At 65.3% G+C, this 25924-nt stretch carries 18 protein-coding genes and 2 tRNA genes; 12 read left to right on the forward strand and 8 right to left on the reverse strand.

Annotation, left to right across the window (positions count from 1 at the left end):
- The first annotated feature begins 43 nt into the window (after nucleotides 1-43).
- Nucleotides 44-1216 (forward strand): AmmeMemoRadiSam system radical SAM enzyme, encoded by a 1173-nt coding sequence (gene amrS / locus G4L39_RS00220; RefSeq protein ID WP_165105020.1) that lies wholly within the window; start codon nucleotides 44-46, stop codon nucleotides 1214-1216.
- An 85-nt stretch (nucleotides 1217-1301) separates the two neighbouring features.
- Here amrS and G4L39_RS00225 read toward each other — a convergent pair whose 3' ends face one another.
- Nucleotides 1302-2927: a M16 family metallopeptidase gene (locus tag G4L39_RS00225; RefSeq protein WP_165105022.1), complete on the reverse strand. Its 1626-nt coding sequence runs from the start codon at nucleotides 2925-2927 to the stop codon at nucleotides 1302-1304.
- The gene (locus G4L39_RS00230; RefSeq protein WP_165105024.1) at nucleotides 2924-4531 is read right to left on the reverse strand and encodes a M16 family metallopeptidase; all 1608 of its coding nucleotides are present in this window, start codon (nucleotides 4529-4531) and stop codon (nucleotides 2924-2926) included. Before G4L39_RS00230 ends, G4L39_RS00225 begins: the two co-directional genes overlap by 4 nt.
- 298 nt (nucleotides 4532-4829) lie before the next feature.
- Between G4L39_RS00230 and G4L39_RS00235 the strand changes: the two genes are divergently transcribed.
- Together G4L39_RS00235 and G4L39_RS00240 are read left to right on the forward strand one after the other, a co-directional pair.
- A tRNA-Pro gene (locus tag G4L39_RS00235) sits at nucleotides 4830-4906 on the forward strand.
- 259 nt (nucleotides 4907-5165) lie between these two features.
- Nucleotides 5166-5768, forward strand: a complete 603-nt coding sequence (locus tag G4L39_RS00240) for a 3-keto-alpha-glucoside-1,2-lyase-like domain-containing protein (protein ID WP_165105026.1) — start codon at nucleotides 5166-5168, stop codon at nucleotides 5766-5768.
- Nucleotides 5769-5914: 146 nt separating this feature from the next.
- On the opposite strand, the gene G4L39_RS00245 is transcribed toward G4L39_RS00240, so the two are convergent.
- The gene (locus tag G4L39_RS00245; RefSeq protein WP_165105027.1) at nucleotides 5915-7789 is read right to left on the reverse strand and encodes a metallophosphoesterase; all 1875 of its coding nucleotides are present in this window, start codon (nucleotides 7787-7789) and stop codon (nucleotides 5915-5917) included.
- A gap of 208 nt (nucleotides 7790-7997) precedes the next feature.
- On the opposite strand from G4L39_RS00245, the gene G4L39_RS00250 reads away from it, so the two are divergent.
- From G4L39_RS00250 to G4L39_RS00260, 3 genes are all read left to right on the forward strand, one after another.
- The gene (locus tag G4L39_RS00250; RefSeq protein WP_343203285.1) at nucleotides 7998-9881 is read left to right on the forward strand and encodes a ClcB-like voltage-gated chloride channel protein; all 1884 of its coding nucleotides are present in this window, start codon (nucleotides 7998-8000) and stop codon (nucleotides 9879-9881) included.
- 40 nt (nucleotides 9882-9921) lie between these two features.
- Complete coding sequence (locus G4L39_RS00255) at nucleotides 9922-11340, forward strand: sodium:proton antiporter (protein ID WP_165105029.1); 1419 nt, start codon at nucleotides 9922-9924, stop codon at nucleotides 11338-11340.
- A gap of 78 nt (nucleotides 11341-11418) precedes the next feature.
- Entirely contained in the window at nucleotides 11419-12774 is a 1356-nt protein-coding gene (locus tag G4L39_RS00260) for a Gfo/Idh/MocA family protein (protein ID WP_205880673.1), read from the forward strand.
- Nucleotides 12775-12793: 19 nt separating this feature from the next.
- Here the strand turns inward: G4L39_RS00260 and rlmN are convergent, their stop codons facing one another.
- Nucleotides 12794-13924 carry a dual-specificity RNA methyltransferase RlmN gene (gene rlmN, locus G4L39_RS00265; RefSeq protein ID WP_165105033.1) on the reverse strand — a complete coding sequence of 377 codons (1131 nt, stop codon included), beginning with the start codon at nucleotides 13922-13924 and terminating at the stop codon, nucleotides 12794-12796.
- A gap of 396 nt (nucleotides 13925-14320) precedes the next feature.
- Between rlmN and G4L39_RS00270 the strand changes: the two genes are divergently transcribed.
- The 4 genes from G4L39_RS00270 (at nucleotide 14321) to G4L39_RS00285 (ending at nucleotide 18662) form a co-directional block, all read left to right on the forward strand.
- Nucleotides 14321-15172 (forward strand): DUF1559 family PulG-like putative transporter, encoded by an 852-nt coding sequence (locus tag G4L39_RS00270; protein ID WP_343203286.1) that lies wholly within the window; start codon nucleotides 14321-14323, stop codon nucleotides 15170-15172.
- 305 nt (nucleotides 15173-15477) lie between these two features.
- On the forward strand, nucleotides 15478-16098 hold the full coding sequence (locus G4L39_RS15270) for a CDP-alcohol phosphatidyltransferase family protein (RefSeq protein ID WP_165105034.1): 621 nt from the start codon (nucleotides 15478-15480) through the stop codon (nucleotides 16096-16098).
- A gap of 37 nt (nucleotides 16099-16135) precedes the next feature.
- Nucleotides 16136-16648 (forward strand): thioredoxin-dependent thiol peroxidase, encoded by a 513-nt coding sequence (gene bcp, locus G4L39_RS00280; protein WP_165105036.1) that lies wholly within the window; start codon nucleotides 16136-16138, stop codon nucleotides 16646-16648.
- 262 nt (nucleotides 16649-16910) lie between these two features.
- Nucleotides 16911-18662: a 30S ribosomal protein S1 gene (locus G4L39_RS00285; protein ID WP_165105037.1), complete on the forward strand. Its 1752-nt coding sequence runs from the start codon at nucleotides 16911-16913 to the stop codon at nucleotides 18660-18662.
- 278 nt (nucleotides 18663-18940) lie between these two features.
- Here G4L39_RS00285 and G4L39_RS00290 read toward each other — a convergent pair whose 3' ends face one another.
- On the reverse strand, nucleotides 18941-20254 hold the full coding sequence (locus tag G4L39_RS00290) for an FG-GAP repeat domain-containing protein (RefSeq protein ID WP_165105039.1): 1314 nt from the start codon (nucleotides 20252-20254) through the stop codon (nucleotides 18941-18943).
- Between the two features lie 180 nt (nucleotides 20255-20434).
- A complete protein-coding gene (cobA, locus tag G4L39_RS00295; RefSeq protein WP_165105040.1) occupies nucleotides 20435-21982 on the reverse strand; it encodes a uroporphyrinogen-III C-methyltransferase in 1548 nt (515 codons plus the stop codon).
- A 493-nt stretch (nucleotides 21983-22475) separates the two neighbouring features.
- On the opposite strand from cobA, the gene G4L39_RS00300 reads away from it, so the two are divergent.
- Together G4L39_RS00300 and G4L39_RS15675 are read left to right on the forward strand one after the other, a co-directional pair.
- Nucleotides 22476-22551, forward strand: a tRNA-Ala gene (locus G4L39_RS00300).
- 72 nt (nucleotides 22552-22623) lie between these two features.
- Nucleotides 22624-23538 carry an MnmC family methyltransferase gene (locus G4L39_RS15675; protein WP_165105042.1) on the forward strand — a complete coding sequence of 305 codons (915 nt, stop codon included), beginning with the start codon at nucleotides 22624-22626 and terminating at the stop codon, nucleotides 23536-23538.
- Here G4L39_RS15675 and dnaG read toward each other — a convergent pair.
- Nucleotides 23535-25343, reverse strand: coding sequence for a DNA primase (dnaG, locus tag G4L39_RS00310; RefSeq protein ID WP_165105043.1), 1809 nt, complete (start codon nucleotides 25341-25343; stop codon nucleotides 23535-23537). The genes G4L39_RS15675 and dnaG overlap by 4 nt on opposite strands.
- Nucleotides 25321-25749 (reverse strand): hypothetical protein, encoded by a 429-nt coding sequence (locus G4L39_RS00315; protein ID WP_165105045.1) that lies wholly within the window; start codon nucleotides 25747-25749, stop codon nucleotides 25321-25323. Before G4L39_RS00315 ends, dnaG begins: the two co-directional genes overlap by 23 nt.
- Between the last annotated feature and the right edge of the window lie 175 nt (nucleotides 25750-25924).

Below are 25924 nucleotides of genomic sequence, written 5' to 3' on the forward strand. Positions count from 1 at the left end.
CCGGCATGGCGGAAGGGGCCTACGTTCTGATCGGGCAGGGCGTATGAAGGCAACCCGCGAAGCGGAGACGCTCAAGGAAGAAGAATCGCGCCGGCCGGCCGGAGTGGCGGATGAGACCCTGGCCGATTTGCTGGACCGGTACACGGTTCGGGGTGAACTCTGGCGGGCCGAGGAGGGGGGCAGGATTCGTTGTGTGGCGTGCGGGCACCGTTGTTTGCTCCCGCCGGGTCGGCGCGGGATCTGCAAGGTGCGTTTCCATCGGGACGGTGAGTTGCGGGTACCGTTTGGTTATGTGGCGGGGGTGGCGAGTGATCCGATTGAGAAGAAGCCGTTTTTCCATGTGTTGCCGGGGACGGACGCGCTGACGTTCGGGATGCTCGGGTGCGACTTTCACTGTTCGTATTGTCAGAACTGGATTACGAGCCAGGCGTTGCGCGATCCGGCGGCCGGCGCCCCGATCCAGCCGGTGACACCGGAACAGCTGGTGTCGGCGGCGGTGCGGACCGGGGCGCGGTCGGTGATCTCCAGCTATAACGAGCCGTTGATTACGGCGGAGTGGGCCGTGGCGGTGTTTCGGAAGGCGCGTGAGCGGGACCTGCTGTGTGGATTTGTTTCCAACGGCAATGCCACACCGGAGGCGCTGGATTACCTGCAGCCGTGGATCCGGTGTTACAAGGTGGATTTGAAGACGTTTGACGACCGGCGGTACCGGTCGCTGGGCGGCACCCTGGCGCATGTGCTCGACACGATTCGTGCCGTGCACGCACGGGGTTTGTGGCTGGAAGTGGTGACGCTGGTGGTGCCGGGCTGGAACGACAGTACGGAGGAGTTGCGGGACATTGCGCGGTTTTTGGTGTCGGTGAGTCCGGACATTCCGTGGCATGTGACGGCGTTTCATCCGGACTATCAGATGACGGGGCCGCGGGCGACGACGGCGGCGGACCTGATTCGTGCGGCGGAGATCGGTGCGGCGGAGGGGCTGCACTTTGTGTATGCGGGGAATCTGCCGGGCCGGGTGGGGCCGTGGGAGGACACGCGGTGTCCGGGCTGCGGACACACGGTGGTGGCGCGGACGGGTTACGTGGTGGAACGGTACGAGGTGACGTCCGAGGGGGCATGTCCGAAGTGCGGGCAACGGATCCCGGGCATCTGGCACAAGGAGCCGGTGGAGTTGTCGGTGTCGGGGTGGCGTCTGCCGCGGCCGGTGCAGTTGTAGGGACGGCGGTTTTCGAGGGTCGCGGGTTCACGGCCCGGCCCTTGGAACCGGGACGGGGGTGACCCGGGGGTGGAGTTTGGAGGGGTCAGTTGCGGCCCGGGGTGATGGGTTTGGGCTCGCCCAGCGGCTGGAGCGTGAGGGGATCCCGCAGCGGCCATTCGATGACCGGGCCGGGCGAGAGATCAAACAAGCTGACCGGGTGATCGGGATGGCCGAGCAGGATTTCGTCCTTGTTCCCGACGATCAGGATGACGAGGCGGTTGAGGGGCAGGTGCTGACGTGCCACGCGGAGGACGTCGTCGCGGGTGACGGCGGCGATGCGGTCGCGGAACCGTTTCCAGTAGTCGGGTTCCCGGGCGTAGCGGCCGGTCAGTTCGTCCTGGGCGAACAGCTGGGCGGTTTGAGCTTTGGTGGCGAAGCGGCGCGGGAAGCTGTCGATGAAGGCACGTTGGGAGGTGTGGAGTTCATCGTTCGAGATCGGTTCGGTTTGGATGCGTTTGAGTTCGTCCAGCACGATGGAGATGGCGTACGGGACGGTGCGCGATTTGGTCTGGAAGGCGGCGCGGAAGGGCTGGGGGTAGTGGACGCCGCCGGGCAGGGAGGAGCCTGCCGCGTAGGCCAGGCCCTCATCGGACCGCACCCGGTTGACGATTCGGGAGGTGAACCCGCCGCCGCCGAGGACATCGTTCATGATCATGAGCGGGAAGAAATCCGGGTGATCGCGGGTCACGCCCGGCAGGAGCAGGGAGACGCGGCCCTGGTTGATGTCCTTGGGGACGATGTAGGTTCCCGGTGGGGCGAAGGTGGTGTTGGTGGGCACGGGCGGGGCGGGCGGTCCGGTGAAGGGCCAGTCGGCAAAGAGCGCCTCCAGTTTGCCAATGAAGGCGTCGCGATCGAAGTCGCCGCTGGCCGCCACGACGAAGTTGGATGGATGAAACCATTGGCGATGGAAGCGGATGAGGTCTTCGCGTCGGATGCGATCGAGCGAGGCGGCGGTGGGCAGGCGGTTGGCCCAGAACGCATCGCCATGGGCCAGGAAACCGATCTCGCGTGCCTCGATGGAGGCCGGGTGATCGTTGCGTTGTTTCATGGCCTGGAGCAGTTGCTGCTTGCGCAGGGCGAGTTTGTCCTCCTGGAAGCGGGGGTGGGCCAGGACCTCGCGGAGCAGTTGCAATCCCTCGTCCATGTCCTTGGAGAGCCAGTTCAGGCTCACGGCACCCTGGGTGTCGCCCAGGGAGGAATTCAAGAGTGCGGCCAGGAAGGCCAGGCGTTCCTCCAAATCATCGGCTGCCCACGAGCGGGTGCCGCCCCGGGCCAGCAGGTAACCGGTCAGGTCTGCCAACCCCTCCTGGCCGGGTGGGTCGAGGTAGGCGCCGGCGCGGACCAGGACCACGAGGTTGACGAGTGGCAGTTCGCGGTCCGGGATCACGTAGGCGACGGGCCCCGAGCGCAGCACCACCCGGTGGGCGGCCGGGTCCGGTGGCTCATATTGGAGCGGGGGGAACTGAAGTTGTTCGGGTCGATCCGGGATGTCACCGGCGGCTGCCAGGCAAAGGTTGGGCACGACCGTCAGCCACAGCCCCTGCCAGACTCGCATCCAGCGGGCGGACCGGGTGGGGCCGGCTGGAGGTTTGCCGGGCGGGTGTGGGGGCGTTGAGCGGGGCATGGGAACCTCCTGCGGGTGGGAGGGACGGCGGCGATCAGGTTTCATGGTTGGGCAGCGGGTGTGGGTTGCGAGGTGGTGTTGGCGGCGCCGGTGGGTTTGCGCGTGTAGATGGCCACGGTCCGCGCCTCCCTGGTAAAGTAGGTGCGTGCGACCCGTTGGATGTCTTCGGCGGTAACGGCCTGGTATTTGGGACCTGCGGCATTGATTTCGCGCCAATCGCCCAGGCCATCGTAGATCAGCAGTTGGACGAGGATGGCGAAGTTGGAGGTGAGCCGGCGGTATTGGTTGGCGGCGAAGTTGTTTTTGACCTTCTGCAGTTCTTCCGGCGGGACCGGTTCATCTTTGATGCGCTGGAGTTCCTCGTAGATGGCCTGTTCCACCTCTTCGGGTGCGTGGGGTTCACGGGCTTCCGCGGTGATGAGGAAGTTGCCGGCCCATTTTCGGGAGTTCTGGCTGGCAGTGACCTGGGTGGCGATTTGCCGTCCCAGCACGAGGCCCTTGTAGAGCCGGCCGGTGCGGTGTGAGAGCAGCTCGGCCAGCAGGTCCAGGGGATAGGAATCCTTGTGTGCGAACGGGACGGTGAGCCAGGCGATATGGACCTGGGGATTGGCCTCGGCTTCGGCGTACATGCGGCGTTCGGCCACGGGCGGGATCTCTTCGGTGACGACGTCCGGCGGCGGGCGGTTTCCGGGTGGGATGCGGCCGAAGTACTGCTGGGCCAGGGGCACGGCCTGGTTGGTGGTGAAATCGCCCACCAGCACCAGGGTGATGTTTTCGGGGGTGTAGTAGGTGGCGTAGAACTCGTCGGCCTGTGCCTTGGTGATGGCCGGGATGTCCGAGGGCCAACCCACGACCGGCCAGAGGTAGGGATGCGACTGCCAGAACAGCGCATTGAAAGTTTCCTCGAACCGGCCCAGCGGTGTGGACTCGGTCCGCAACCGCCGTTCCTCGAACACGACATCGCGTTCGGCATAGAACTCGCGGAAGACGGGCCGGAGGAGCCGTTCGGACTCCATCCACATCCAGAGTTCCAGTTTGTTGGCGGGCACGGTGATGAAGTAGGCGGTGAGGTCTTCGGTGGTGAAGGCGTTCATGCCGGAGGCGCCGGCGGCGGTGTAGATGCGGTCGAATTCGTTTTTGACCAGCAGCCGGCGCTGTTCCTCGACCAGTTTTTGGAATTCCGCTTCCAGTTGGCGCAGGCGCGGTGTTCGGTTCTCCGGTTTTCGCCAGTCGTCAATTTCGCCGCGGCGCCATGCGGCGCGGAGTTTGGCTTCCTCCCTTCGGATTTCTTCACGGATGCGTTCCTGTTCCTGGATGATCTGCAGGTCTCGTTCCGGGTCGCGCGTGCCGATGGTGCGGGTCCCCTTGAACATCATGTGTTCGAAGAGGTGGCTGATCCCGGTCATGCCCGGTCGTTCGTTGGCGCTGCCCACGTGGGCGACCCACCCCCCGGCGATGGATGGTTCATCATGTCGTTGCACCATGAGCAGCCGCATTCCGTTGGTGAGGGTGACCTCGACGACCGGGACCTGCTGGGCTTGGACCCGGATCCAGAGCAGGCAGCAGAGCACGCCCCACCAGAGCCCGCGGATGCTTCCGGACGGGCACCGGTAAGGTTGGGTGCGGTGAGCACGGCAAGGCATCGTCATCACGGGGTCAGGGTAGGGAGAGACGCCCCGGGTGCAATGCGCAAAACGGGGTTTGCGGTCCGCGGTTCGTTCGCGGTTGAGACTGCTGGTGGGGGCGGCACCGCCGGCGCCGGTTCGGGAAGGGGAGCCCGGTTCAGGGCCTTTCAAACCCGGGTGAGCACTGCAGGGGCGGGGGCGCGTGCGCCGGGCTGATGCGCGGTGCCGGGTGCGGGGAAGGGTCCTGCCCGCATGGACCCCGGGTACGGGCTCAATTCAACGTTGCCGGGCCGGCGGGTGCGTGTCACTATGGAGTCGGGGTCGGAGCGTAGCTCAGCTTGGTAGAGCACCAGCTTTGGGAGCTGGCTGTCGCAGGTTCAAATCCTGTCGCTCCGACCATTTTGTTGGAGTGGACGGGTTCGGTGTGTGGTGTGGTGGTACTTGCCGGCGGGGTGAGGTTCCGACACAATGCGCGTCCGTGAACGGGATGAAACGTCCGAACCACGGGAACCTCACGGGCCTGGCTGGGGGATTGGCCCCGTGGGAGAATTCGTCGGCAACGGTTTTGGCAGGGGCCGCTCGCGGGATGGGTTTCCGTCAGGCAGGCACACGGACAGCGGGCTTGGGCCGGCCCCGATGGAGATGGGGGTTCCGGGCTGTGGCGCTGGCCGTGGTGACGTTGTGGTGGGGTGTGCACGCGCAGGAGTGGCAACCCTTGTTCAACGGGCGGGATTTGAGCGGTTGGAAGGTACCGGAACCGAATCCATTTTGGCGGGTGGTGGACGGTGTGCTGGTGGGGCAGAATGATCCGGCCCTGCAGGGCAGCATGTTGTGGACGGAGAAGGAGTACGGGGATTTTGACTTGGAGTTTGAGGCGCGGTGGGACGGGGAGATCGACAGTGGCGTGATGTTGCGCAAGCCGGAGTTGCAGCTGCAGATCGGCGTGTCGCGGACGTTGAAGAAGGACATGACCGGTTCGTTCTACACCGGCGGGCGCGAGCGATATCCCGAGTCGGGCCAGGCCAGGGAGATCGAGAAGGTTTTGAAGCCGGGGCAGTGGAACAAGTTTCGGCTGCGGGCTGAAGGCACCCGGTTCACCGTGTGGGTGAATGATCAGAAGGTGGTGGAGTACACGGACGAGCGTTACAAGGACCCGGCTCCGATTGGCCTGCAGATTCACGCCGGGGTGGACATGCGGGTTGAGTTCCGGAATCTGCGAATCCGCGAGTTGCCGCCAAAGCCCGCTTCCGCCTCGGGCTGATCCGTCCGACTTCGTTCCAAGGTTCGTGTTCCAGGGCCGGGCCCGGGCGTGGTTCTCTATTTGGGTTTTCCCGGTGAGCTTCTGCTGCTGGGGCTGGTGAAGGAGCCTTCTGCCGGCCGGAATTTTTCGCCCGGGTCAGGGTGAATTCAACGCATCCACAGTAATCGGTAGAACCCGGCTTGTTCCGGGCTGTTGAGAGGGACGGGCCAGGCGGTTTCGTAATCGTCCGCCCGGATGGTCTGGAGGGACTGCCACGGGCCGGTTGGGGTGGGGGCGGCCTGAATCTGGTAATTTTCGCCGGGTGCACTGTTCCAAGCGAGCCGGAGTGGGGCCGAGGGGCCGGGCAACCAGAAGAGGGTGGGCGGGGAGACGCGCGGGATGGTCACGGTGTCGAAGACGATTCCGAAACGGTCACGGGCCCTGACGAGCAGGGTCTCGGCGTTGACCTCGCATTCGAGGTGGTGGAACCGGGCCTGGAAGACCTGGCTGAGCGGATCGCGTTCGGTCAAACCGTAGAGCATGTAGCCGCCACCACCGGAGACGAACGCGTGGAGGCCCCGGATGGGGGCCAGCCGTTCGTAGCTGTGATCGTGGCCGCTGAAAACGGCCTGCACGCCGTGGCGGGTCAGGATGGGCAGCAACCAGGCCTGGAGTTCGAGCCGGTCCTGGATGCCGTTGTAATTGTAGTCATCGTAACGGTGCCCGCCGGAATGAACGATGGGGGAGTGGAAAAAGACGATGCGCCAGGGTCGGTCGGTGCGGGCCAGGTCATCGGCGAGCCACTGGAGTTGCGGGCTGTCGGGTCCGATCTGGTAGGGTTGTTGGTTGCGGAACGGGGCGAGCGTGGGGATGAAGAGGGAGACGAAGTGCACGTGGCCGAAGTCGAAGGAATAGAAGTGCGAGGTGCCGGTGGCGGAGTTGGTGGGCAGGGCGAAAGTGTCGAAGTAGGGTTGCAGGAGGTCGGGTCCGTAGAGGTCGTGGTTGCCCGGGGTGGGGTACCAGGGTACACGGCGCATCAGGGTTTCGTAGACGCTCATGAGACGGAGGTCGGCCAGTGCGTGGGTGAGGGCGGGGTAAAGGAGGTCGCCGGTGTGGAGGACGAGGTCGACCTGGGCGGTGGCGAGGCAGGAGGCGACCTGGAGTTGGGGGAGGGTGCCCGAACCGGAATCACCGAGGACGGCAAAGCGCACGGGCCCGGTTTCGGGGGCGGTGCGGAAGCTGGCGGTGGGGGAGACGGCTTCGCCGTCTTCATTACGGATGCGGATGCGATAATAGATCTCGGTGGCCGGCGGGAGGTTGGAGAGGATGACGTGGTGTTGTCGGGTGAGCTGGGTGGTTTCCAAGGTCTGATCGGGATCGGGCCGGATACCGTATTCGACGCGGGCGGTGGTGGGGACGATGGTGCGCCAGAGGATGTGGGCCGAATGGCGGCCGACCTGTTGGATGTATGGGCCGCGGCTGAAATGGGCGCGGAGTTCGGCATTGAAGGCCAGGGCGGGGGCGGGTCGGAGGTAGCCGTGGATTTGGACCGCCAGGATGTTGGTACCGGCGCGGAGGACATCGCGGAAGGGGCTGAGGTCCACCTCTTCCGTGGCGGGTCGGGGCCGGAAGGGCACGGTTTCGTCCCATGCGGGCGGGTCGGTTAAGGGTCCGCGGCGGGCGACTTCACGGCCGTTGATCCATGCGACGTAGCCGCTGTGGAAATCGATGCGGAGCAGCAGCCATCGAAGGGTGGAAGGGTCGTCGAGGTTGAACCGGGTGCGAAAGCAGGCCGAAACCATGTTGGTTCCGGCCAGCACGGTGACTTCGTCTCCGAGGTTGGTGCCAAAACCGGCGCGGCCCTCGGCCCATTCGGAGTCGTCGAAATCGGGCTGAATCCATTCAGGGGGAGGTGGCGGGGTGCCGATCTGATTCAGGCGATATCGCCACATGGCGCCCACGGGCACCAGGGCTGGTTCGGAGGTGGATGTGGCGGCGGGGCAGAGGTGCAGCAGGCAAAGGATCGCGGCGATCGGGCTCACCCTGTGCCGGGGACTGCTCGGGAAGGTTGGATTGGCGGGGCGGCTCATGAGGTTTTGGTACCACCGGAGGTGGGGGCCGGCAACGGGGTTCTGGCGGTGGCGTTCAGGGCTGGGGAAGGGGTCGCGACGGAGTTCATGGGATTGCAAGGCCGGGGCGGGACGATGCGTTGGCTGGTCGGTACTCGAGGCAGTTTGTTAGGATGGGAGTGTGAACGGAAGGCAAACGCCCGGCATGCTGGTGCGGCGGCTGCCACGGATGTTGGAGGTTCTGTGGCGCCGTTATTGGCGGCGTGCGTTGCAGTGGCGGGAGCGGGTGGCGCCCAGCGACGAGACGGTTCATTTGTTGCTGGCGGCGGGTGTGGGGGTGATCGGCGGGCTGGTGAATCTCGCGTTTCACGGGGCGATCGAGCTGGTGCGGCATGCGGTGGTGCATCGGCCGGGGGATCCGGTGGAGGTGGCGGAGCTGATGGGTCCGTGGGAGCGGGTGTTGACGCCGGCGTTGGGCGGGTTGGTGGCGGGGCTGATTTTGCACTGGGGATTGCGATGGGTGCGGGCCCGGGGGACGACGAATCTGTTGGAGGCGGTGGTGGCCGGGGATGGGCGGTTGCCGTTCCGGCCGAGCATGGTTCGAGCGTGTTCGTCGCTGGTGAGCATAGCGACCGGGGCATCGATCGGGCGGGAAGGGGGTATCACGCAACTGTCGGCGATGCTGGCTTCGAAGTGGGGGCAGTGGTTTGAGTGGCCGCCATACCGGCTGCGGTTGTTGGTGGGGTGTGGTGCGGCGGCGGGGATTGCGGCGGCGTACAACGCGCCGATTTCGGGTGCGGTGTTTGCGGCGTGGATTGTGTTGGGGAACTTCTCGATGTTGATGTTTGCCCCGCTGGTGGTGTCTGCGGTGGTGGCCAGTGTATTGTCGCGCAGTTTTTTCGGGATTGCGCCGTGGTACGAGGTGCCGGCGGTGGAATTCACGCGGTTGGGTCAGTTGCCGTGGTTCCTGGTGTTGGGCGGCTTGTGCGGGGCGACGGGTGCGTTGTTTTTGAAGCTGCTGCGGTACGCGGAGGATCAGTTTCGCCGGCTGCCGTGGCCGTTGTACGGGCGGATGGCGCTGGGGGGGCTGCTGGTGGGTTTGATCGCCCTGGGTTATCCGGGGGTATGCGGCAACGGATATCTGGTGACGAACCGGATTTTGCACGGGGAGTTTGACCGGCTGACAGCCTCGTGGGTCAGCGGTCACCTTGGCGGGGAGGGGTGGGGATTGCTGTTTTTGATCGGCTTGTTTTCGGCCAAGCTGTTGGCCACGGCGGTGACGGTGGGGTCGGGCGCGGTGGGGGGCGTGTTTACGCCCACGTTGTTTGTGGGTGCGGCCGTGGGGGCGGCGTTTGGGTTGACGCTCCACCTGGCGGGGGTGGGGGAAGAACTACCGCTGAGCAGCTATGCGGTGGTGGGGATGGGGAGCGTATTGGCGGCCACGACGCGGTCGCCGCTGCTGGCGATGGTGCTGGTGTTTGAGATTTCGTTGAATTACTCGATCATGCCGCCGTTGATGCTGGGCTGTGCGGTGGCGACGCTGGTGGCGGGGCGATTGCATCCGGACTCCGTGTACACGGAGAGCTTGCGGGCGCGGGGGCTGGAAGCGGCCACCGAGGTGACGTTGGACCGGCGGGTGGGGGATCTGATGCGGGAGCCGGTGCCGCCGGTGCGGGAGACGGCCACGTTGCAGGAGATGGCGCAGCGGTTTTTAACCCGTGCCAACAATTTCCTGCCGGTGGTGGACGGGGAGAATCGGCTCGTGGGGGTGGTGGCTCTGCACGATCTGAAGCCGTTTTTGAATGCCGGCGAGGAGTTGCGGGCGGTGATCGCGTACGATGTGATGCGCCCGCCGCCGCCGTGTCTGACGCCGAACCAGACCCTGTTTGAGGCGCTGCCGGTGGTGCTGCGGAGTGAGCAACAACACATTCCGGTGGTCAAGAGCGCGTCGGATCCGCGTTTGGTGGGGGCGCTGGTGCGGGCAGAGGTGCTGGGCCTGGTGTCGGAGGCCATGGCCCGCAGCAGCGAGGCACACCTGGCGCCGACCGGGGACGGGCGCCGGTGATGCTTGACCGGGCAGGGTCCCTCCCTGTTGTTTGCTGCCCATGCACGGTGAGTTGTTGGAGCCGAATCCATGGATGGTGGTGCCGTTTGTGTTGTTGCTGGCGGCCATTGCCCTGGGGCCGCTGGCGTGGCCGCATGGGTGGCACCGGCATTATCCGAAGGTGGCGGTGGGTCTGGGGGCCATCACGCTGGCCTATTACTGGCTGGGTCTGAGGGCAACCGGGCGCATCGCACACACGGCGCATGAGTACGTGAGTTTCATTGTGCTGATCGGGTCGCTTTTTGTTGTATCCGGCGGCATCCACATCACGGTCAAAGGCGAGGCCACACCGTTGGCGAACTGCCTGTTTTTGTTGGTGGGGGCGGTGATTGCGAATGTGCTGGGGACGACCGGAGCCTCGATGTTGTTGATCCGGCCCTGGCTGCGGATGAACAAGTACCGGCTGACGGCGCATCACGTGGTGTTTTTCATCTTCATCGTGGCGAATGTGGGCGGTTGTCTGACCCCGATTGGGGATCCTCCGTTGTTTCTGGGGTGTTTGAAGGGGGTACCGTTCTGGTGGGTGCTGGAGCATTGCTGGCCGATGTGGTTGGTGGGGGTGGGTTCGTTGCTGGCGATTTTTTATGTGTTGGACCGGCGAAATTACCTGAAGGCCGCGCGGGAGGTTCGTGAGAAGGAAACGGGTCCGGGGGAGCAGTGGCGGATCCGTGGTCTGGGCAACGTGGGATTTCTGGCGGTGATTCTGGGCGCGGTATTCCTGCAGCATCCACCCTTCCTGCGGGAGGCCGTCATGGTGGCGGCTGCCGTGGGCTCGTACCTGACCACACCGCGGCCGGTGCATGAGGCGAATGACTTCAATTTCGAGCCGATTCGGGAGGTGGCGATTTTGTTCTTTGGCATTTTTGCGACGATGATGCCCGCGCTGGACTGGTTGCAGTTGCATGCGCGGGAGGTGGCCGAACCGACCCCCACGCTTTTGTACTGGGGCACGGGGATGCTGAGTGCGGTGCTGGACAATGCGCCGACGTATCTGAGTTTTCTGAGTGCTGCCCTTGGGATGTTTGCGCCGCCGGCAGTGTTGCAACAGTTACAGGCGGCTGTGAGCCAGGGGCTGGCCCCGTCGGCGGTTCGGGATCCGATCCTTCAGGGTGCCCTGGAGGGGATGGCCGGGTATTTCCCGCGTGAGCTGGCGGGCGGACAACCGAGCGTGGAACATCTGCAGCTTTCGGTGCTGCTGGGGCCGCCGGAGAACAACGTGTATATCATTGCGGTAAGCATCGGGGCGGTGTTTTTTGGCGCGGCCACGTACATCGGCAACGGCCCGAATTTCATGGTCAAGTCCATTGCCGAACATCAGAAGGCGCATGTGCCGACGTTCCTCGGTTACGTGTTCCGGTTCACGTTGCCGTACTTGTTGCCGGTGCTGGTGCTGACGTGGTGGATCTTCTTCCGGCGCTAGGACGGGAACGGGTCCGGGGCGCGGGCGGTTTGGGCCCGGAGTTGACAGGACCGGGTCGGGTGCCGGAGGCTCGGTGGCATGCGAACCGGGCAGTCCTCTTCCTCGGGTGTTGGTGGGACCAACCGCCGCCGTTTTTTGCAACAGACCACCGGGGCGCTGGCCGGATGGGGTTTGGTTCAAGCCCTTCCCGTGGGTGTGTTTGGCGGCGCATCGGAGACGTTGCGGGTGGGGCTGGTGGGTTGCGGCGGTCGGGGCAGTGGGGCGGTGGCGCAGGCGTTGTCCACGGCCGGACCGACGGAGTTGTGGGCGGTGGCCGACTTTTTTCCGGAGCGCGGTCGGGCGCTGGTGGAGCGTTTGCAAGCCCGGTTTGGCCGACAGATTCGGGTGACCCCGGATCGCGTGTTTGGGGGGCTGGAGGGCTACCGGCGATTGATGGACAGTCTGGAGCCCGGGGACGTGGTGATTTTGGCGACGCCGCCCGCGTTTCGGCCGGCGCATTTCGAGTATGCGGTTCAGCGCGGACTGCATGTGTTCATGGAGAAATCCTTTGCGGTGGACGTGCCGGGGATCCGGCGGGTTCTGCGGGCGGGTGAGGAGGCGCGCAAGCGGGGATTGAAGGTGGCGACGGGGTTGATGAGCCGGCATTACGTGCCGCTGGAACAGGCGATGGAGGAGGTCCATCGCGGTGCCATCGGGGAATTGATCGCCGTGTACGCCTATCGGATGCACGGGCCGGTGGGGTTGGGCCCGCGGCCGGAGGGCATGAGCGAGCTGGCCTGGCAGATTGCCAATTACAGTTGTTTTACGTGGCTGAACGGGAGTTTCTTTGTGGACTGGCTGATTCACAACATTGACGTGGGTTGCTGGGCCAAGGGCGGGTGGCCGGTTTCGGTCCAGGGGATGGGCGGTCGGCAGGTGCGGCAGGAGCCGGACCAGTTGTACGACCATTACATGGCCGAGTACACGTTTCCGGATGGGACGCGCATGGTGGTACAGGGGCGGCACATGCTGCGGTGCTGGGACTTTTTCGGGGTGGTGTTGCATGGCACGCGGGGGTGCGCCGTGTTGGGCGAGGGTCAGCCCCAACCCCTGTTGTTTCGGGGTCATGAGCCGGCGGCGCAGCAGGTCCTGTGGCGGTATCGCGGGGAACCTTGTGACCCGTACCAACGTGAGATGGACCTGTTTTTCGAGGCGATTCGGCAGGACCGACCGTGGAACGAGGTGGACCGGAGTGTGGAGTCGAACCTGACGGCCATCATGGGTCGGATGGCGTGTGAATCGGGCCGGCGGATCACGAGGGAGGAGGCGTTGGCGTCGACGCGCGAACTGGCGCCGGGGTTGGATCAGTTGCGGGACACGGATGATCCGCCGGTGAAGGCCGACGCTGCGGGCCGGTATCCGATTGCGATGCCAGGGCAGACCGAGGTTCTGTAGGGCGCCTGCGGGGGCGGGGTTATGGGCGCGGTGGGGTGGCGTTGGCGGGCTGGCTGCCGGGGTCCAGTTCCTGCAGGGTACGGAGGCGGAGCTGGCCGCAGGCGGCGTCGATGTCGGTTCCCTTTTCCCTGCGCAGGGTGGCGGTGACACCGGCGCGTTTGAGTGCGTTGAGGAAGGCATCGCAGGTGGCGGGATCGGGTCGTCGCCACGGCAGGCCGTCGACGGGGTTGTAGGGGATGAGATTGACCTTGGCATGGAGCCGGCGTGCCAGTGCGGCCAGGGGCGGGACCTGCTCAAGGCCGTCGTTGACGCCTGCGATGAGGATGTACTCGAAGGTGAGCATGCGGCCCTTGCGCTCCTGGTAGTATTGGAGGGCGGCGACGAGTTCGGCGAGGGGGTATTTGCGGTTGACGGGCATGAGCCGGCTGCGGACGGTGTCGGTGGCACCGTGGAGGGAGATGGCCAGGCGGAATTGCTCGGGTTCCTCGGCCAGTTTGCGGATGCCGGGCACCAGTCCGCTGGTCGAGATGGTGATGCGGCGTGCGCCGATGCGGCCGCCCCAGGGTGCGTTGAGGATGCGCAGGGCGCGCATGAGGTTGTCGTAGTTGGCCAGTGGTTCGCCCATGCCCATGATGACGAGGTTGTCCACGAGCCGGTCCGTGGGGGTTGGGCCGGCGGATTCGCGGTGCCACCGTTCGACGGCGATGACCTGTTCGACGATTTCGAAGGGTTCGAGGTTGCGTTTCCAACCTCCCAGGCCACTGGCGCAGAACCGGCAGCCGTAGGCACATCCGACCTGGGTGGAGACGCAGAGGGTGTGGCGATCGGCGGGTTCACCGTAGAGGGCGGGATTGGCCGGAATGAGAACGCTTTCGATGAGTGCTCCGTCCGGCAGACGCCAGAGGAACTTCCGGGTTTCATCCGCGGCGCCCTGGAGTCTCACCAGCTCCAATCGATTCAGGGTAAACCGGCTCCCCAGTTTGTCGCGGAGCGCACGGGGCAGGTTGGTCATGACCGACCAATCGGTGGCGTGGTGGCGGTAGAGCCAGTTCAGGATTTGATCCACACGATAGGCCGGTTCGCCCCAGGCGATCAGCTGGGCGTGGAGTTCGTCTCGTGTCAGCGACCGGATGTCTTGCATCTGCAACATGGTAGCGCGGAACGTGCGATTGCCAACCGGGGCGTCGGTGGTTTGGCTGCCGCCCGGACGCGTCCGATGGATTGGCCCGAGGGGCTGCGGGGCATGTGGAGGATCCGGCCTGTCAGCAGGTCGGGTCGGGGAAAAGCGCCACGGAACGCGCCCATTGGAGTGAAGAAAGGTCGGGCGTGAGGCGTCTCAAGGTGGGGAGTGCGCGGACGGGTCCCGGTGCGGCACGGTTCCGTGCTCCAAGGGCCGGGGCGGTGGGCGGAGGTTGCGCGACAGGGATGTGCGCATGGGATGTTCCGGGGAGCGCCAAGCAGGGGCCGAACAGGGTTTGGGAGGTTGAAGACAAGTTGGGGACGGGCCTTGGTGGTGATGAAGAGACAGCATAAAGGTACGCCAACCGTGCCCGGCAGGTTGTGCCGGTCATGGACGCGGTTTGCCCGGGTGCCCGGCCGGGCGGCGCATGGCAGGGGGTCGAAGGTGGGACCCTGGCGCGCTGCGGCGGGGCGAACGGGGGAGGCGCGGCGCGTTGTGATGGGGCGGTTCGGGTGGTTGGGAGCGGGGTTTACGCTGATCGAGTTGCTGGTGGTCCTGGCGATTGTGAGTCTTTTGGCGGCGATGCTGTTGCCGGCGGTGGCCAGGGCCAAGGAATCGGCGCGGCGGATTGCGTGTCTCAATCATCTCCGCCAGTTGGGGCTGGCGATGCAGATGTACGTGCAGGACAACGAGGGACGGTACTGTCCCCGGACGCATCCCATGCGCTGGCCGCAGAGGCTGGTGCCCTACTTTGGTGAGCTCCGGGTTTTGGTGTGCCCCTCGGATGGCCCGGATCCGGCCACGGGCACGGCCGATCCGGTCTTATGGCCGGCCGATGCGGCGCCACGCAGTTACATCTACAACGCCTGGAACGACTACTATCGCTCGCTGTTTCCGGTGGACCATTGGCGGCAGGTGGTCTCCAGCAACGGTCATGCGATCCGTGAGATGGACATCCGCGAGCCCTCGGAGACGTGTCTGCTGGGGGAGAAACGGACGGACTCGACCCATTGGTATTTGGACTATGAGCGATTGGAGGACCTGACCCAACTGGATCAGGCAAGGCACGGCGGGAAACGAGGGGTGGGGACCGGCTCGAATTACGCCTTTGCGGATGGGAGTGTGCGATTTGTGCGATTTGGGCGGACGGTGTGGCCGGTGAACCTGTGGGCCACGACGCCCGAGGCCCGCGCCCAGGGCGGTCCGTTGATTCCGTGAGTGGGGATTTTGAGTTCCCGGGGTGCCCTTGACGCGTCGGGCTCGTGCGGCCAGGGCGGGTTCGGGTTTGGCTTCCGAGGTGTCCGGCCCGGAGACTCCGGGTTTTTGGGGGATGGGCGGAGGCGGAGCCGGGCTGAGTGAGCTTCCAGCGGCCGGGTGGTGGCAGGGGAAGGGCCGGCAGCCGGTTTTGACCGGCGGCTTTTGCGTGCGCAGTGGAGGGCTTGTTGTTGGAGCGGCGCAGTCCCGGCGGGTTGAGGCTGTTTTGCACTTGTCTGCGGGGGCGCCACGGGTACCCATGGGTCTGGATGACGACAGCCAACAAGGTGACGATCCTGCGGATTTTGTTGATACCGGTGTTTGTCGTCGAGGTGTTGTACTACGTGCAGACGGGTTGGGAGGTGCACCGGTACGTGGGGCTGGGGTGTTTTGCGGTGGCGGCGTTGTGCGATGCCCTGGATGGGTTCATTGCGCGGCATTTTCATCAGCAGAGCGAGCTGGGTGCGGTGCTGGATCCGCTGGCGGACAAGTTGCTGTTGGTTTCGGCGATGGTGTTGTTGAGCTTTGATCATGGGCCGCATTTGGAGCGGGTGCCGTTGTGGTTGACGGGCACGGTGTTGGGGCGGGACGTGTTGTTGGTGGTGGGTTTGGTGGTGATCCACATGACGGTGGGTCGTGCCGTGGTGCGTCCGAGGATGGTGGGGAAGGTGGCGACGGTGTTGCAGATGGGCGTGGTGTTATGGGTTTTGTTGCGGTGGCACGGGGCGGTGCTGGAGTGGTTGGCGCTGGCGGCGGCGGTGACGACGGGGATCTCGGGTTTGCTGTACGTTTGGGATGGCGTTCGGCAGCTGAGTACAAGTCCCAGCAGCGGTCCGCGCAGGCCGGAGGAACAGGGGGAATCCGCAAGCGGGCGGGATTCGGGAGGATGAAGCTGTCGGGGATCGACCCGGTACGGAAGGAGGACTTGTGAAGTCGGAGAAGGCACGAACGGAAGGCGGGTTACGGGAGGGCGACACCGCTCCGGATTTCGAGGGGTTGACGCAGACGGGGCAACGGTTTCGGCTGCGGGATTGCCGCGGGCGGTGGGTGGTTTTGTATTTTTATCCGCGGGACCACACGCCGGGTTGTACGCGGGAGGCATGTGAGTTTCGGGACTGGCACGGGGCGCTGGACCGGTCGGGGGCGGTGGTGGTGGGGGTGAGCACGGACACGGTGGCTTCCCATGCGCGGTTTGCGGACAAGTATCGGTTACCGTTTGTCCTGGTGGCGGATTCGGACGGAACGATTTGCCGGATGTACGGTGTGCGGGGGCAGAAGCGGTTTTTGGGGCGCAGCTTTGAGGGGACGTTGCGGACGACCTTTCTGATTGATCCGGAGGGGCGGATTCGGCGGGTATGGCGGCGGGTGCGGCCGGCGGGGCATGCGGAGGCGGTTTTGAAGGCGCTGGAGGAGCTGCGGGGGGCGACGGGTGGCGGGTAAGGGGCGGGGTTTATGAGGGGCTGCGGAGGGTGGTGGTTTCGGCCGGAATCGGCGCGGTTTTTGCCCTTGCGCAGCGGTCGGGGGTCCGTATGCTTGCCGTTCGCCTGGACTCCGCGGGTGCGGATGATCCACTAGAGGCTGAGAAAAGGAAGTTAACGCGAAACAAAACCTCCGGCTCCGGTGGTGGCAGACACGGGGCCGGCTCCGGACGTGGTCCGGGGGACAACCTCCGTTGCCGTTGCAACGACTGGTTCGTTAGGCAATGGAGCATTCGGCAGCGCCCCCAAGGGTGCGTTCCCAAGGCTCCACATATCCCAACAAGGCAGAGAACTCTATGCTCACGATGGAAGACGCCATGAAGCAAAGCCCGATGCGCTTTGCGGTTGGCGAAATTGTGCCCGGGACGATCATTGAGGTGCGTCCCAAGGAAGTGTTGGTGGACATTGGCTACAAGAGCGAAGGGGTGATTCCCCTGAGCGAGTTTGAGAATCCGGAGACTCTCCAGCCCGGCATGCAGGTGGACGTGCTGATTGAGAAGCTGGAGGACAAGGACGGCATGGTCGTGCTCTCGCATGAGAAGGCCATGTTCAAGAAGAACTGGGAACGCATCCTGGCCATTTGCAATGAGGGCGGCCGGATCCAGGGCCGGGTGAAGGCGGTGGTGAAGGGCGGGCTGCTGGTGAATGTGGGAGTGGAGGCCTTCCTGCCGGCGTCGCAGGTGGACGTGACGACGCCGAAGAACCTGTCCCAGTACGTGGGACAGACCCTGGAGTTCAAGGTGGTCCGGATCAATCCGGAGCGGCAAAACATTGTGTTGTCGCGGCGTGAGGTGATTGAGGAGGAGCGGGCGGCGCGCCGGGCCAGGTTGCTGCAGGAGATGATGCCGGGCGACATTCGGAAGGGCCGTGTCAAGAACATTACGGATTTTGGTGCGTTCATCGACCTGGACGGCATTGACGGCCTGTTGCACATCACGGACATGAGCTGGGGCCGGATCGGGCACCCCTCGGAGCTTTTGAAGGTGGGCCAGGAGATTGACGTGGTGGTGTTGGACGTGAACCGGGAGAAGGAGCGGGTCAGCCTGGGGCTGAAGCAGAAGACGCCGAATCCGTGGGACCAGATCGAGACGAAGTACCCGGTGGGCAGCCGCGTGAAGGGCAAGGTGGTGAACCTGATGCCGTACGGGGCGTTTGTGGAGTTGGAGCCCGGGGTGGAGGGCCTGGTCCATGTGACGGAGCTTTCCTGGACGAAACGGATTGCCAAGCCGTCGGATGTGTTGCAGGTGGGGCAGGAGATCGAGGCCGTGGTGCTCAGCGTGAACCGGGAGGAACAGAAGATCTCGCTGGGTGTGCGGCAGTTGGAGCCCAACCCGTGGGACACGATTGATCAGAAGTATCCGCCCGGCACGCGGGTCAAGGGCAAGGTCCGGAACCTCACCAGCTACGGCGCGTTCATCGAGCTGGAGGAGGGCATCGACGGCATGGTGCACGTGTCCGATCTGTCCTGGACGCGCAAGATCAATCACCCCTCCGAGGTGCTCAAGAAAGGTGACGAAGTGGAGGCGGTGGTGCTGGAGGTGGACAAGCCCAACCAGCGCATTGCCCTGGGGATCAAACAGCTCACGCCGGATCCATGGGAACGGATTGACGAGCTGTACAAGGTGGGTGACCTGGTGACGGGCAAGGTCACCAAGCTGGCCAGCTTTGGTGCGTTTGTCGGGCTGGCACATGACATTGACGGGCTGGTGCACATCTCGCAGATCAGCGAGGAACGGGTGGACAAGATCAAGAACGTGCTGAAAGTGGGCCAGGAGGTGACGGCCCGCGTGATTAAGATTGACCGGGCCGAACGGCGGATCGGCTTGTCCATCAAGGCTGCCAACTACACGGAAGAACAGCTCCGGGAAGAGCAGCGTTTGCTGGATCAGCTGAAGCCGGGCGAGGACCTTGTGGCGCTGCAGCACGCGTTTGAGCTGGCCGAGGAGGAACGCGAGGAAGAAGAATCGCAGAAGTAGGGCTCTTACGGAAATGATCAACGTGCGGGCGGTCTCACGTCGGGACCGCCCGTTTTGTTTTGATGTGCGGGCTTCGTCCATGAAAGCCGCGGAACAGCCCGCGGCTTCGGGGTGCTTGTCTCGGGCGGGTTCTGCGCGGGCCGGATCGGGGCTCGGGGTCGGCAGCCGGGCCCGGTTGTGCCACCGGCTGTCGTTTCGGGGTTGTTGAGACCGCCCCCCGGGGCGTTGAAGCCGGGCAGACCCCGTGGGATGCAGGGGATGGATCGGCGCCGGGAAGGTCAGTGGATTGGGGATCTGACGGGCCGGGGCTGTCGGGCCTCCCATTCCGTTCGGGAGACCGGGCGGACCTGATGGAGGAATACGAATGCGCCCTTTTTGTTGCCGACGACGATGTCGGCCCAGCCGTCCCCGTTGAGGTCGGTTACGGTGACTTGGGTGCCGACGCCGGAGTCGGCGTCCACAAGGTGCGGTTCAAAGAAGGGTCGGGCGCCGGTGGGCCGGAAGAGACGGAACCAGTAGAGCACGGCGGGTGCATTGGGTTCGGGATCTCCGGTGGGGCCGTGGGCCCAGAAACGCTTGCCCGTGACAAAGTCGGGCAGACCGTCACGGTCAAGGTCAGCGTCCGCCAGTGCGTGGGCCTGCGAGAATCGGATGCCGAAAGGGTTGTCTGATTCGCGTTCGCCGGTGATGAGGTGTTGACGAAATGCGATCCCATCGGAAGAGCGGACCTGTTCGAACCATGCCAGTCCGTACTCGTGGGCGTGGAGGGCGGTGACGACGTCATTTTGGCCGTCTCCGTTCACGTCGAAGACGAGCATTTGTGCCCCGCCGCGCCCGAACGAGGTCGGGTGGTGACGCCAGAGGGGGTTGCCTTCAAGGGATGGCGGTTGTTCCCACCACCCGTCCTTTTCGACCAGATCGGGTCGGCCGTCGCCGTTGATGTCGCCCCAACCCAGGCCGTGGGTGTAACGTCCCCAGTCCCCGGGCGGGCTGATGGGTCGAAAGTTCCACGGGCGCTCGGGATGAGCAGGGTCGTATTCAGCGTAGCCGAGGCGGCCCCGGGAGAAGCAGATCAGTTCGGGTCGGCCGTCGCCGGTGATGTCGGCCAGCCCGGGTGATTCTCCGTCGGTGGGTTCGAGCGCGAGGTGTTGGGTCCATGGTTTTCCGGGTTGACGCGGGTTTTCGTACCAGTGGGCGGCTCCGCCGGGATGGGGCAGGTGGAGGATGTCGGGCCAGCCGTCCTGATTGAAATCGCCGGTGAAGGTGAGGAAGACGTCGGCGTATGCGTTTTGCGTGCCCAGTGCGCCTTCAAAACCCGGCACGGTTTCCCGGCGGCCGTCGGGGAGGACTCGCTCGAACGACCGGGTCGCGGGCATGAAAGCAAAGCGCTCGCGGAAGTCGGGGCCGAGGTAGATGAACGGCCCGCAGACCACGTCCTTGTGACCGTCGCGGTTGAAATCGGCGGCGTGGGCGCCTTCGGCCCAGAACTCGCGGGTGAGGATGATTTTTTGGAACTCGTGGATCTGGAATTCCGCGGCCTGAAGACCCAGGGCGAGCCCGCACGCCAGGTGCCATGGCAAGGCTTTGCGCATGGGATTGAGGCTGGTCAGGCCGGTTGCTCCGGTCAAGCGTCTGCGGACGGGGCTTCGCTCGGCCCGAAAGGGGGCGAGCACGGGAATGCGTGTTCCGGCGCGACGGGCATTCCATCCACCCCCTGCCGGATCCATCGCCTCCGGGCATACGCCGGCGGGACGTTCGAAGGGCGGGTCGGCTCAAATGGGTTCGACCATGCGTTCGGCGAGGACGCGGTCCCGGATGGCGGCCACAAGGCCCGGGATGGTGTGTTCGTGTGCCTCCACGGTGGGGTTGAGGCCGAGTGCGGCCAGGGCACGGCTGGTTTCGGGTCCAATGCTGGCCAGTCGCAGGCCGGGGAAGCGTGCCAGGAGTTTGGGAAGGTCGAACCGCCGGTGGAAATGTTCGACGGTGGACCCGCTGGTGAAGGTGATCCAGTCGGCGCCTTCCTCCCGGAGCCGTTGCGCAGCTTCGTTGCCCTCCTCGGTTTCGGCCACGGTTCGGTAGACGGCGATGTCGTCCACAATGGCTCCGTGTTCTTCGAGGGCCCTGGGCAGGTCGGGATTGGCGACCTCGGCCCGGAGAAGACAGATGCGGAGATTCTCGAGGCTCATGTAGTTGGCCATCGCCTCGGCCACCTTGACGGCCAGGGCCTCCTGGGGGACGACGTCCACCTGCAGGTGCAGTTGACGGAGGCGTTCGGCGGTGCCGGGCCCGACGGCGGCGATCCGGGCCCCGCCAAGGTCGCGCAGGTCCTGGAACCGCTGGAAAAAGAAGTCGAAAAACGCGTTGACCCCGTTGGGGCTGGTGAAGACGAGCCAGTCGTAGCTGTTAAGTTCCAGCAGGGCGTCCACGACGTCGCGGCGTCGGCGGGGCGGTGCGGTTTTGATGACGGGGACCTCCCAGACTTCGGCCCCCAATTCGGCCAATGGCCGGGAGAGTGCAGCGGCCTGATCACGGGCACGGGTGACCACGATCCGCTGGCCGAACAGCGGACGGCGCTCGTACCAGTTGAGCTTGTCACGGAGCCGGACCACTTCACCGATGACCGCGACGCTGGGGGCGCTGAGGCCGGCGCGGGCCAGGTCGGCTCCGATGGTGGCGAGGGTGCCGGTGACGGATCGTTGTCGGGCGGTGGTGCCCCACTGGGTCACGAGGACCGGTGTGTCCGGGGCCATGCCGTGTCGGATCAGGATTTCGGCGATCCGCCCGATTTGTGCCGTGCCCATGAGGATGACCTTGGTGCCGGGCAGGCGGGCTTCCGCCGCCCAATCCACCGGGCAATCGGGCGATTCGGGGTCGGCGTGACCGGTGAGGATGACCAGTCGCGATGCGTACCCGCGGTGGGTGACGGGCACACCGGCATAAGCGGGCACGGCGACAAAGGAGGAAACACCGGGCACGACTTCGAACGGGACGCCGGCCTCGGCGAGGTGGAGGGCTTCCTCGCCGCCGCGGCCGAAGACGTAGGGGTCGCCGCCCTTGAGCCGCACCACGGTTTTGCCCTCGCGTGCCCGTTGCACAAGCAGCTCCAGGACAGCGGTGCGATCGGACGAGGTCTCGCCGGCCCGCCGACCTCCGAAGATGCGCTCGGCTCCGGGGCGGACCAGGTCCAGGATGGCCGGCTGAACCAACGCATCGTAAACGACCACATCGGCGCGCTGGAGCAGCTCGGCAGCCCGGAGCGTTAACAGCCCCGGGTCACCCGGGCCGGCGCCCACGATATAGACTGTGCCCGTTGCTGACATCTGAAGGAAACTATCGGCCTGTTTGCGGCTGGCAAGGCTTGGAAAGCAGGGGGCGGTGGAGCGGGTCCGGCCGGTGGAGTTTGTACCAGCCTGTTGCATACGCGGGGAAGAGGGTCCCGGGCCGTCAGATCGGTCCGGGCCGTTGCACTGGCGGATCCGATGACCCGGAACCGGGTGTACGGAGTTGGTCCGGCCGGTGGACGACGACGGCGGCTCAACTTGCGGTCGGACGGGGTGCGGTAGGGCAGCACAGTTGCAGGGGCGAAATCGGCCCGGCCCGGAGCAGTGGAGGACACTGGAGTCCGTGCTGGACCGATGACTTGATCTGTTCCGGCGGTTTACCGGGCCCACTGGATCCGGGTTGGTGAGCGGTGTGGAGGCGTTGAAACGGACTTGCGTTGCTGGCGGGACCGGGCATATTGCAAGCGGTTGGCGCGGTGCCGGTTTGAGGCTGCCGCGTCGGCCGGGGCGCCCGTGAGGGCGCGAAACTGGTGGGGTCGTAGCTCAGTTGGTAGAGCGTCTCGTTCGCACTGAGAAGGTCAGGGGTTCGAGTCCCCTCGGCTCCACCAATTTTTCTTTTCCGGGGAGGAGCGCGGGGCGGGGGCGGGCTTCGATGCGTTAGGGTTCCAGGCAGGATTGTCGTGGGTTTCGGCGGACGATTTGAATTGGTTCGACTGCGCACGGGTGCGTGGGCGGTGCGTGATGCGGTGGTGGGCGAAGTGATGCATCCGGGTGCCGGTCCCGGGGTGGAGGCGTGGGCACTGTATGTAGAGGAGCTGCAACTGGGGCGGTTGTGGTCGCGGGTGGAGTCCGGGCAGCAGGCGGAGGCGGTGGTGTGGGACGTGGGTTTGGGCGCCGGGGCGAATGCGTTGGCGGTTTTGCGGTCGGCGTCCACGCGGCGGGTCCGGCTTCGGATGTGGAGCTTTGACGTGGCCCTGGAGGGGCTGGCCTTTGCGCGGCGGCATGGGGACCGGCTCGGGTACGTGGAAGGGATGGAGGCGGTGTTGGATCGTTTCTTGTCGGGCGGCGGTTTTGTGGGGCGGGTGGGTGAGGCCGAGGTGGAGTGGCGGTTTGTGGAGGGGGACTTTTCGCGGTGGTTGGTGGAGGACGCGGCGGAGGTGTCCGCCCCGGACGCTGTGGCCTATGATCCGTTTTCGCCGGCCCGAAATCCCGCGCTGTGGACGGTGGAAGTGTTCCGGCGGTTGTACCGGAGGTTGGATCCGGGTCGGGCCTGTGTGTTGGCGACCTACTCACGGAGCAGTCGTGTGCGTGTGGCATTGTTGGTGGCGGGCTTTTACGTGGGGCGGGGTTGCGCCGTTGGGGTGAAGGAGGAGACCACGGTGGCGTCGAACTGTCCGGATCGGCTGGAGCGGCCTTTGGATGGGGCGTGGTTGGCGCGGCTGCGACGCTCAACCGCGGCCGAGCCTGCGTGGTTGTCGGGGGATCCGCCAGGGGCGTTGCGCCCTTCGACGTGGGACCTGTTGATGCGGCATCCGCAATTTGCAGGTTGCGGGATGGGGAGCGAACCGGCGCCGGATCCTCGGGGCGGGGATTAGAACGCGGCGGGTTCGGGCGGGGGCAGGTCGGTTTGCTTTTGGGCGCGCAGGGACTGTAGTTGTTGGAGCAACGCGAGGCGGTCGGGGTCGGCCAGGTCCGGCTGACCCAGGCGTCGTTTGCAGGCTTCGATCTGGCGATCGATCCATGCGTTACGCAGGCGGAGGGCGACGTCGCGAATCTGACGTTCGGGCTCGGGCAATGGCCGTTCATCCACGGCGCAGGCGCTGACCAGCGATTGCAGTGCCGGTTCAGGCAGGGCCTGGACGAGTTCGGCCGCAGTGGGGGTGACGCCCTGACGGTGATATTGGAAGCAAATTTGGACCACGCGCCGTGCGCCTTCGTGTTGCAGCCAGTCGGGTGAGATGTGTTGGCCGGCCCAGGGGATCAACGCACCGTGTTGGAGCAGAAGCCGGAGCAACCATTCCTCCAGGGGTGGTGGCGCGGCGGGGCCCGGTTCCGGGGGTGCCGGTTCGGCGGGCCCGCGGTCGTGGCGGCCGCGACCTTCCAGTTTACGGAACTCGCTCCGGACGGCCGCCTCGCTGACACCCAGCACGGCGGCCGTTTTGCGGGCGTGCGTTTCGATGATGAGATCGTTGCGGGTTTTGAGCAGCAGGCGCCCCATTTCCTCCAGCACACGGAGCCGTCCCCGCTCGGTGCCCAGGTCGTGGATGCTGCAGAGCCGTTTGAGGTGGTAATCGAAGAAATCCTCGGCGTTGCGGACAAGGGATTGGAAGGCCTCGGCACCGTGTTCGCGAATGAAGCTGTCCGGATCATGGGGGGCGGGCACGAGCGCCACCCGGACGACGATGCCGGCTTCCAGCAGGATTTCGAGTGCCCGGCTCATGGCTTTTTGGCCGGCCTCATCCGAGTCGAAGCACAGGACCACCTCCGTGGAGTAACGGCGCAGCAATCGGGCGTGGTCTTCGGTGAATGCGGTGCCGAGGGGGGCCACTACGTTCGCCACGCCGGCCTCATGACAGGCGATGAGGTCCAACTGGCCCTCGCAGACCACGGCAAAGCCCGCGTCCAGAATGGCGCGCCGGCTCTTGTCCAGCCCGTAAAAGACGCGGCTTTTGTGGAACAGGGGAGTTTCCGGGGAGTTGATGTACTTGGCGGTGTCCGCGTCGGCGGTCAGCACCCGGCCGCTGAAGCCGATGACCCGTCCCTGTTCGTCACAGATGGGAAAGATGAGCCGACCACGGAAACGGTCGTAGTATCCGGAGCCGTCCTCGCGCCGGATGATGAGGCCCGCCTGCTCGACCAGGTCGGGTTCGAATCCCTTGCTGCGGGCCCAGTTGACGGTGTCGTCCCATGCGGGGGGAGCCGCGCCGAGCCGGAACGTCTGGATGGCCCGGGGCGAGACGCCGCGGCGGGCGAGATATTCCCGGGCCGGTTGCCCGGCGGCGTCGGACGCCAGCACGGTTTGCCAGCGTCGGGTGATTTGTTCCATGAGGTCGAACAGGCGTTCTTTGAGGCGTCGCTGGGCCGCCCCTTCAGCGTCCTGTTCCCATGCCAGACGGATTCCGACCCGCTCGGCCAGGAGTCGGACGGCCTCGGGGAAGGAGACGTTTTCGTAAAGCTGGATGAAGGTGAAGACATCGCCGCCCTTGTGGCAGCCGAAGCAGTGAAAAATCTGCCGTTGCGGGTGGACGTGGAAGCTTGGGGTCTTTTCCTTGTGGAAGGGGCAGAGGGCGACAAAGTTGGTCCCGCGCCGTTTCAGGGGGAGGTAGGCACTGATGACCTCCACGATGTCGTTGGCGGCGCGGATTTGCTCGAGTGTGTTATGGGAAAATACCCCTGCCATGGCTGCAATCCGGATCCAATGTGGGCCGTGGCGCCGCCCACGGCAAGAGACCATTGGCGCAGGGCGGATGGTGCAGGTCCAGCCCCCGCAGCACTTCCTTGAAGAGTTGTTCCTTGGCGCCTTTCAACCGATGCCGCGCCATCACCGCCTCCGCGTCGGTCCGGCGCGGGTCGTGCGCCACAAAGGCGTAACGCCAGAACATCTGGTCGTCCTTCTTCCACCGGGCCACCGCCAGCAGGAAAGTGAAGTCGCTGCCGGCCACGGTGTGCCGGATGCCGGCGTACTGCTCGGTCACTTCCACCCCGTCGCGCCAGCGCGTTTGCGTGGCCGGACTCCAGGCGCTCCGGGGCAGTGCTTCCAGGGCGGGCAATCCGCCCGGGGTGGACTGCTTTTGAGCGGCGACCAACTCGAAGCGGATCCTGGGCGAGCGTTCGGTGATGGTCGGCAGGCTTCATGGCATGCACGGCGCACGAGGATGTTGAAGGCCCAAGCCAAAACAATGCATCTGCCGGTGCAATACTTCAGGCGATAGCCAAGGTTTGGGGCAAAAACACGGGACGCCACCTTTCAAACACGGCGGT

The sequence above is a fragment of the Limisphaera ngatamarikiensis genome, assembly GCF_011044775.1.
GTDB classification, from domain to species: domain Bacteria; phylum Verrucomicrobiota; class Verrucomicrobiia; order Limisphaerales; family Limisphaeraceae; genus Limisphaera; species Limisphaera ngatamarikiensis.

Bases quoted from the DNA above. Each gene is read 5' to 3' on its own strand.
- amrS (WP_165105020.1), top strand. From the start codon at position 44: ATGAAGGCAACCCGCGAAGCGGAGACGCTCAAGGAAGAAGAATCGCGC.
- G4L39_RS00225 (WP_165105022.1), bottom strand. From the start codon at position 2,927: ATGAAACCTGATCGCCGCCGTCCCTCCCACCCGCAGGAGGTTCCCATG.
- G4L39_RS00230 (WP_165105024.1), bottom strand. From the start codon at position 4,531: ATGACGATGCCTTGCCGTGCTCACCGCACCCAACCTTACCGGTGCCCG.
- G4L39_RS00255 (WP_165105029.1), top strand. From the start codon at position 9,922: ATGCACGGTGAGTTGTTGGAGCCGAATCCATGGATGGTGGTGCCGTTT.
- G4L39_RS00260 (WP_205880673.1), top strand. From the start codon at position 11,419: ATGCGAACCGGGCAGTCCTCTTCCTCGGGTGTTGGTGGGACCAACCGC.
- rlmN (WP_165105033.1), bottom strand. From the start codon at position 13,924: ATGTTGCAGATGCAAGACATCCGGTCGCTGACACGAGACGAACTCCAC.
- G4L39_RS15270 (WP_165105034.1), top strand. From the start codon at position 15,478: ATGACGACAGCCAACAAGGTGACGATCCTGCGGATTTTGTTGATACCG.
- G4L39_RS00285 (WP_165105037.1), top strand. From the start codon at position 16,911: ATGGAGCATTCGGCAGCGCCCCCAAGGGTGCGTTCCCAAGGCTCCACA.
- G4L39_RS00290 (WP_165105039.1), bottom strand. From the start codon at position 20,254: ATGCGCAAAGCCTTGCCATGGCACCTGGCGTGCGGGCTCGCCCTGGGT.
- cobA (WP_165105040.1), bottom strand. From the start codon at position 21,982: ATGTCAGCAACGGGCACAGTCTATATCGTGGGCGCCGGCCCGGGTGAC.
- dnaG (WP_165105043.1), bottom strand. From the start codon at position 25,343: ATGGCAGGGGTATTTTCCCATAACACACTCGAGCAAATCCGCGCCGCC.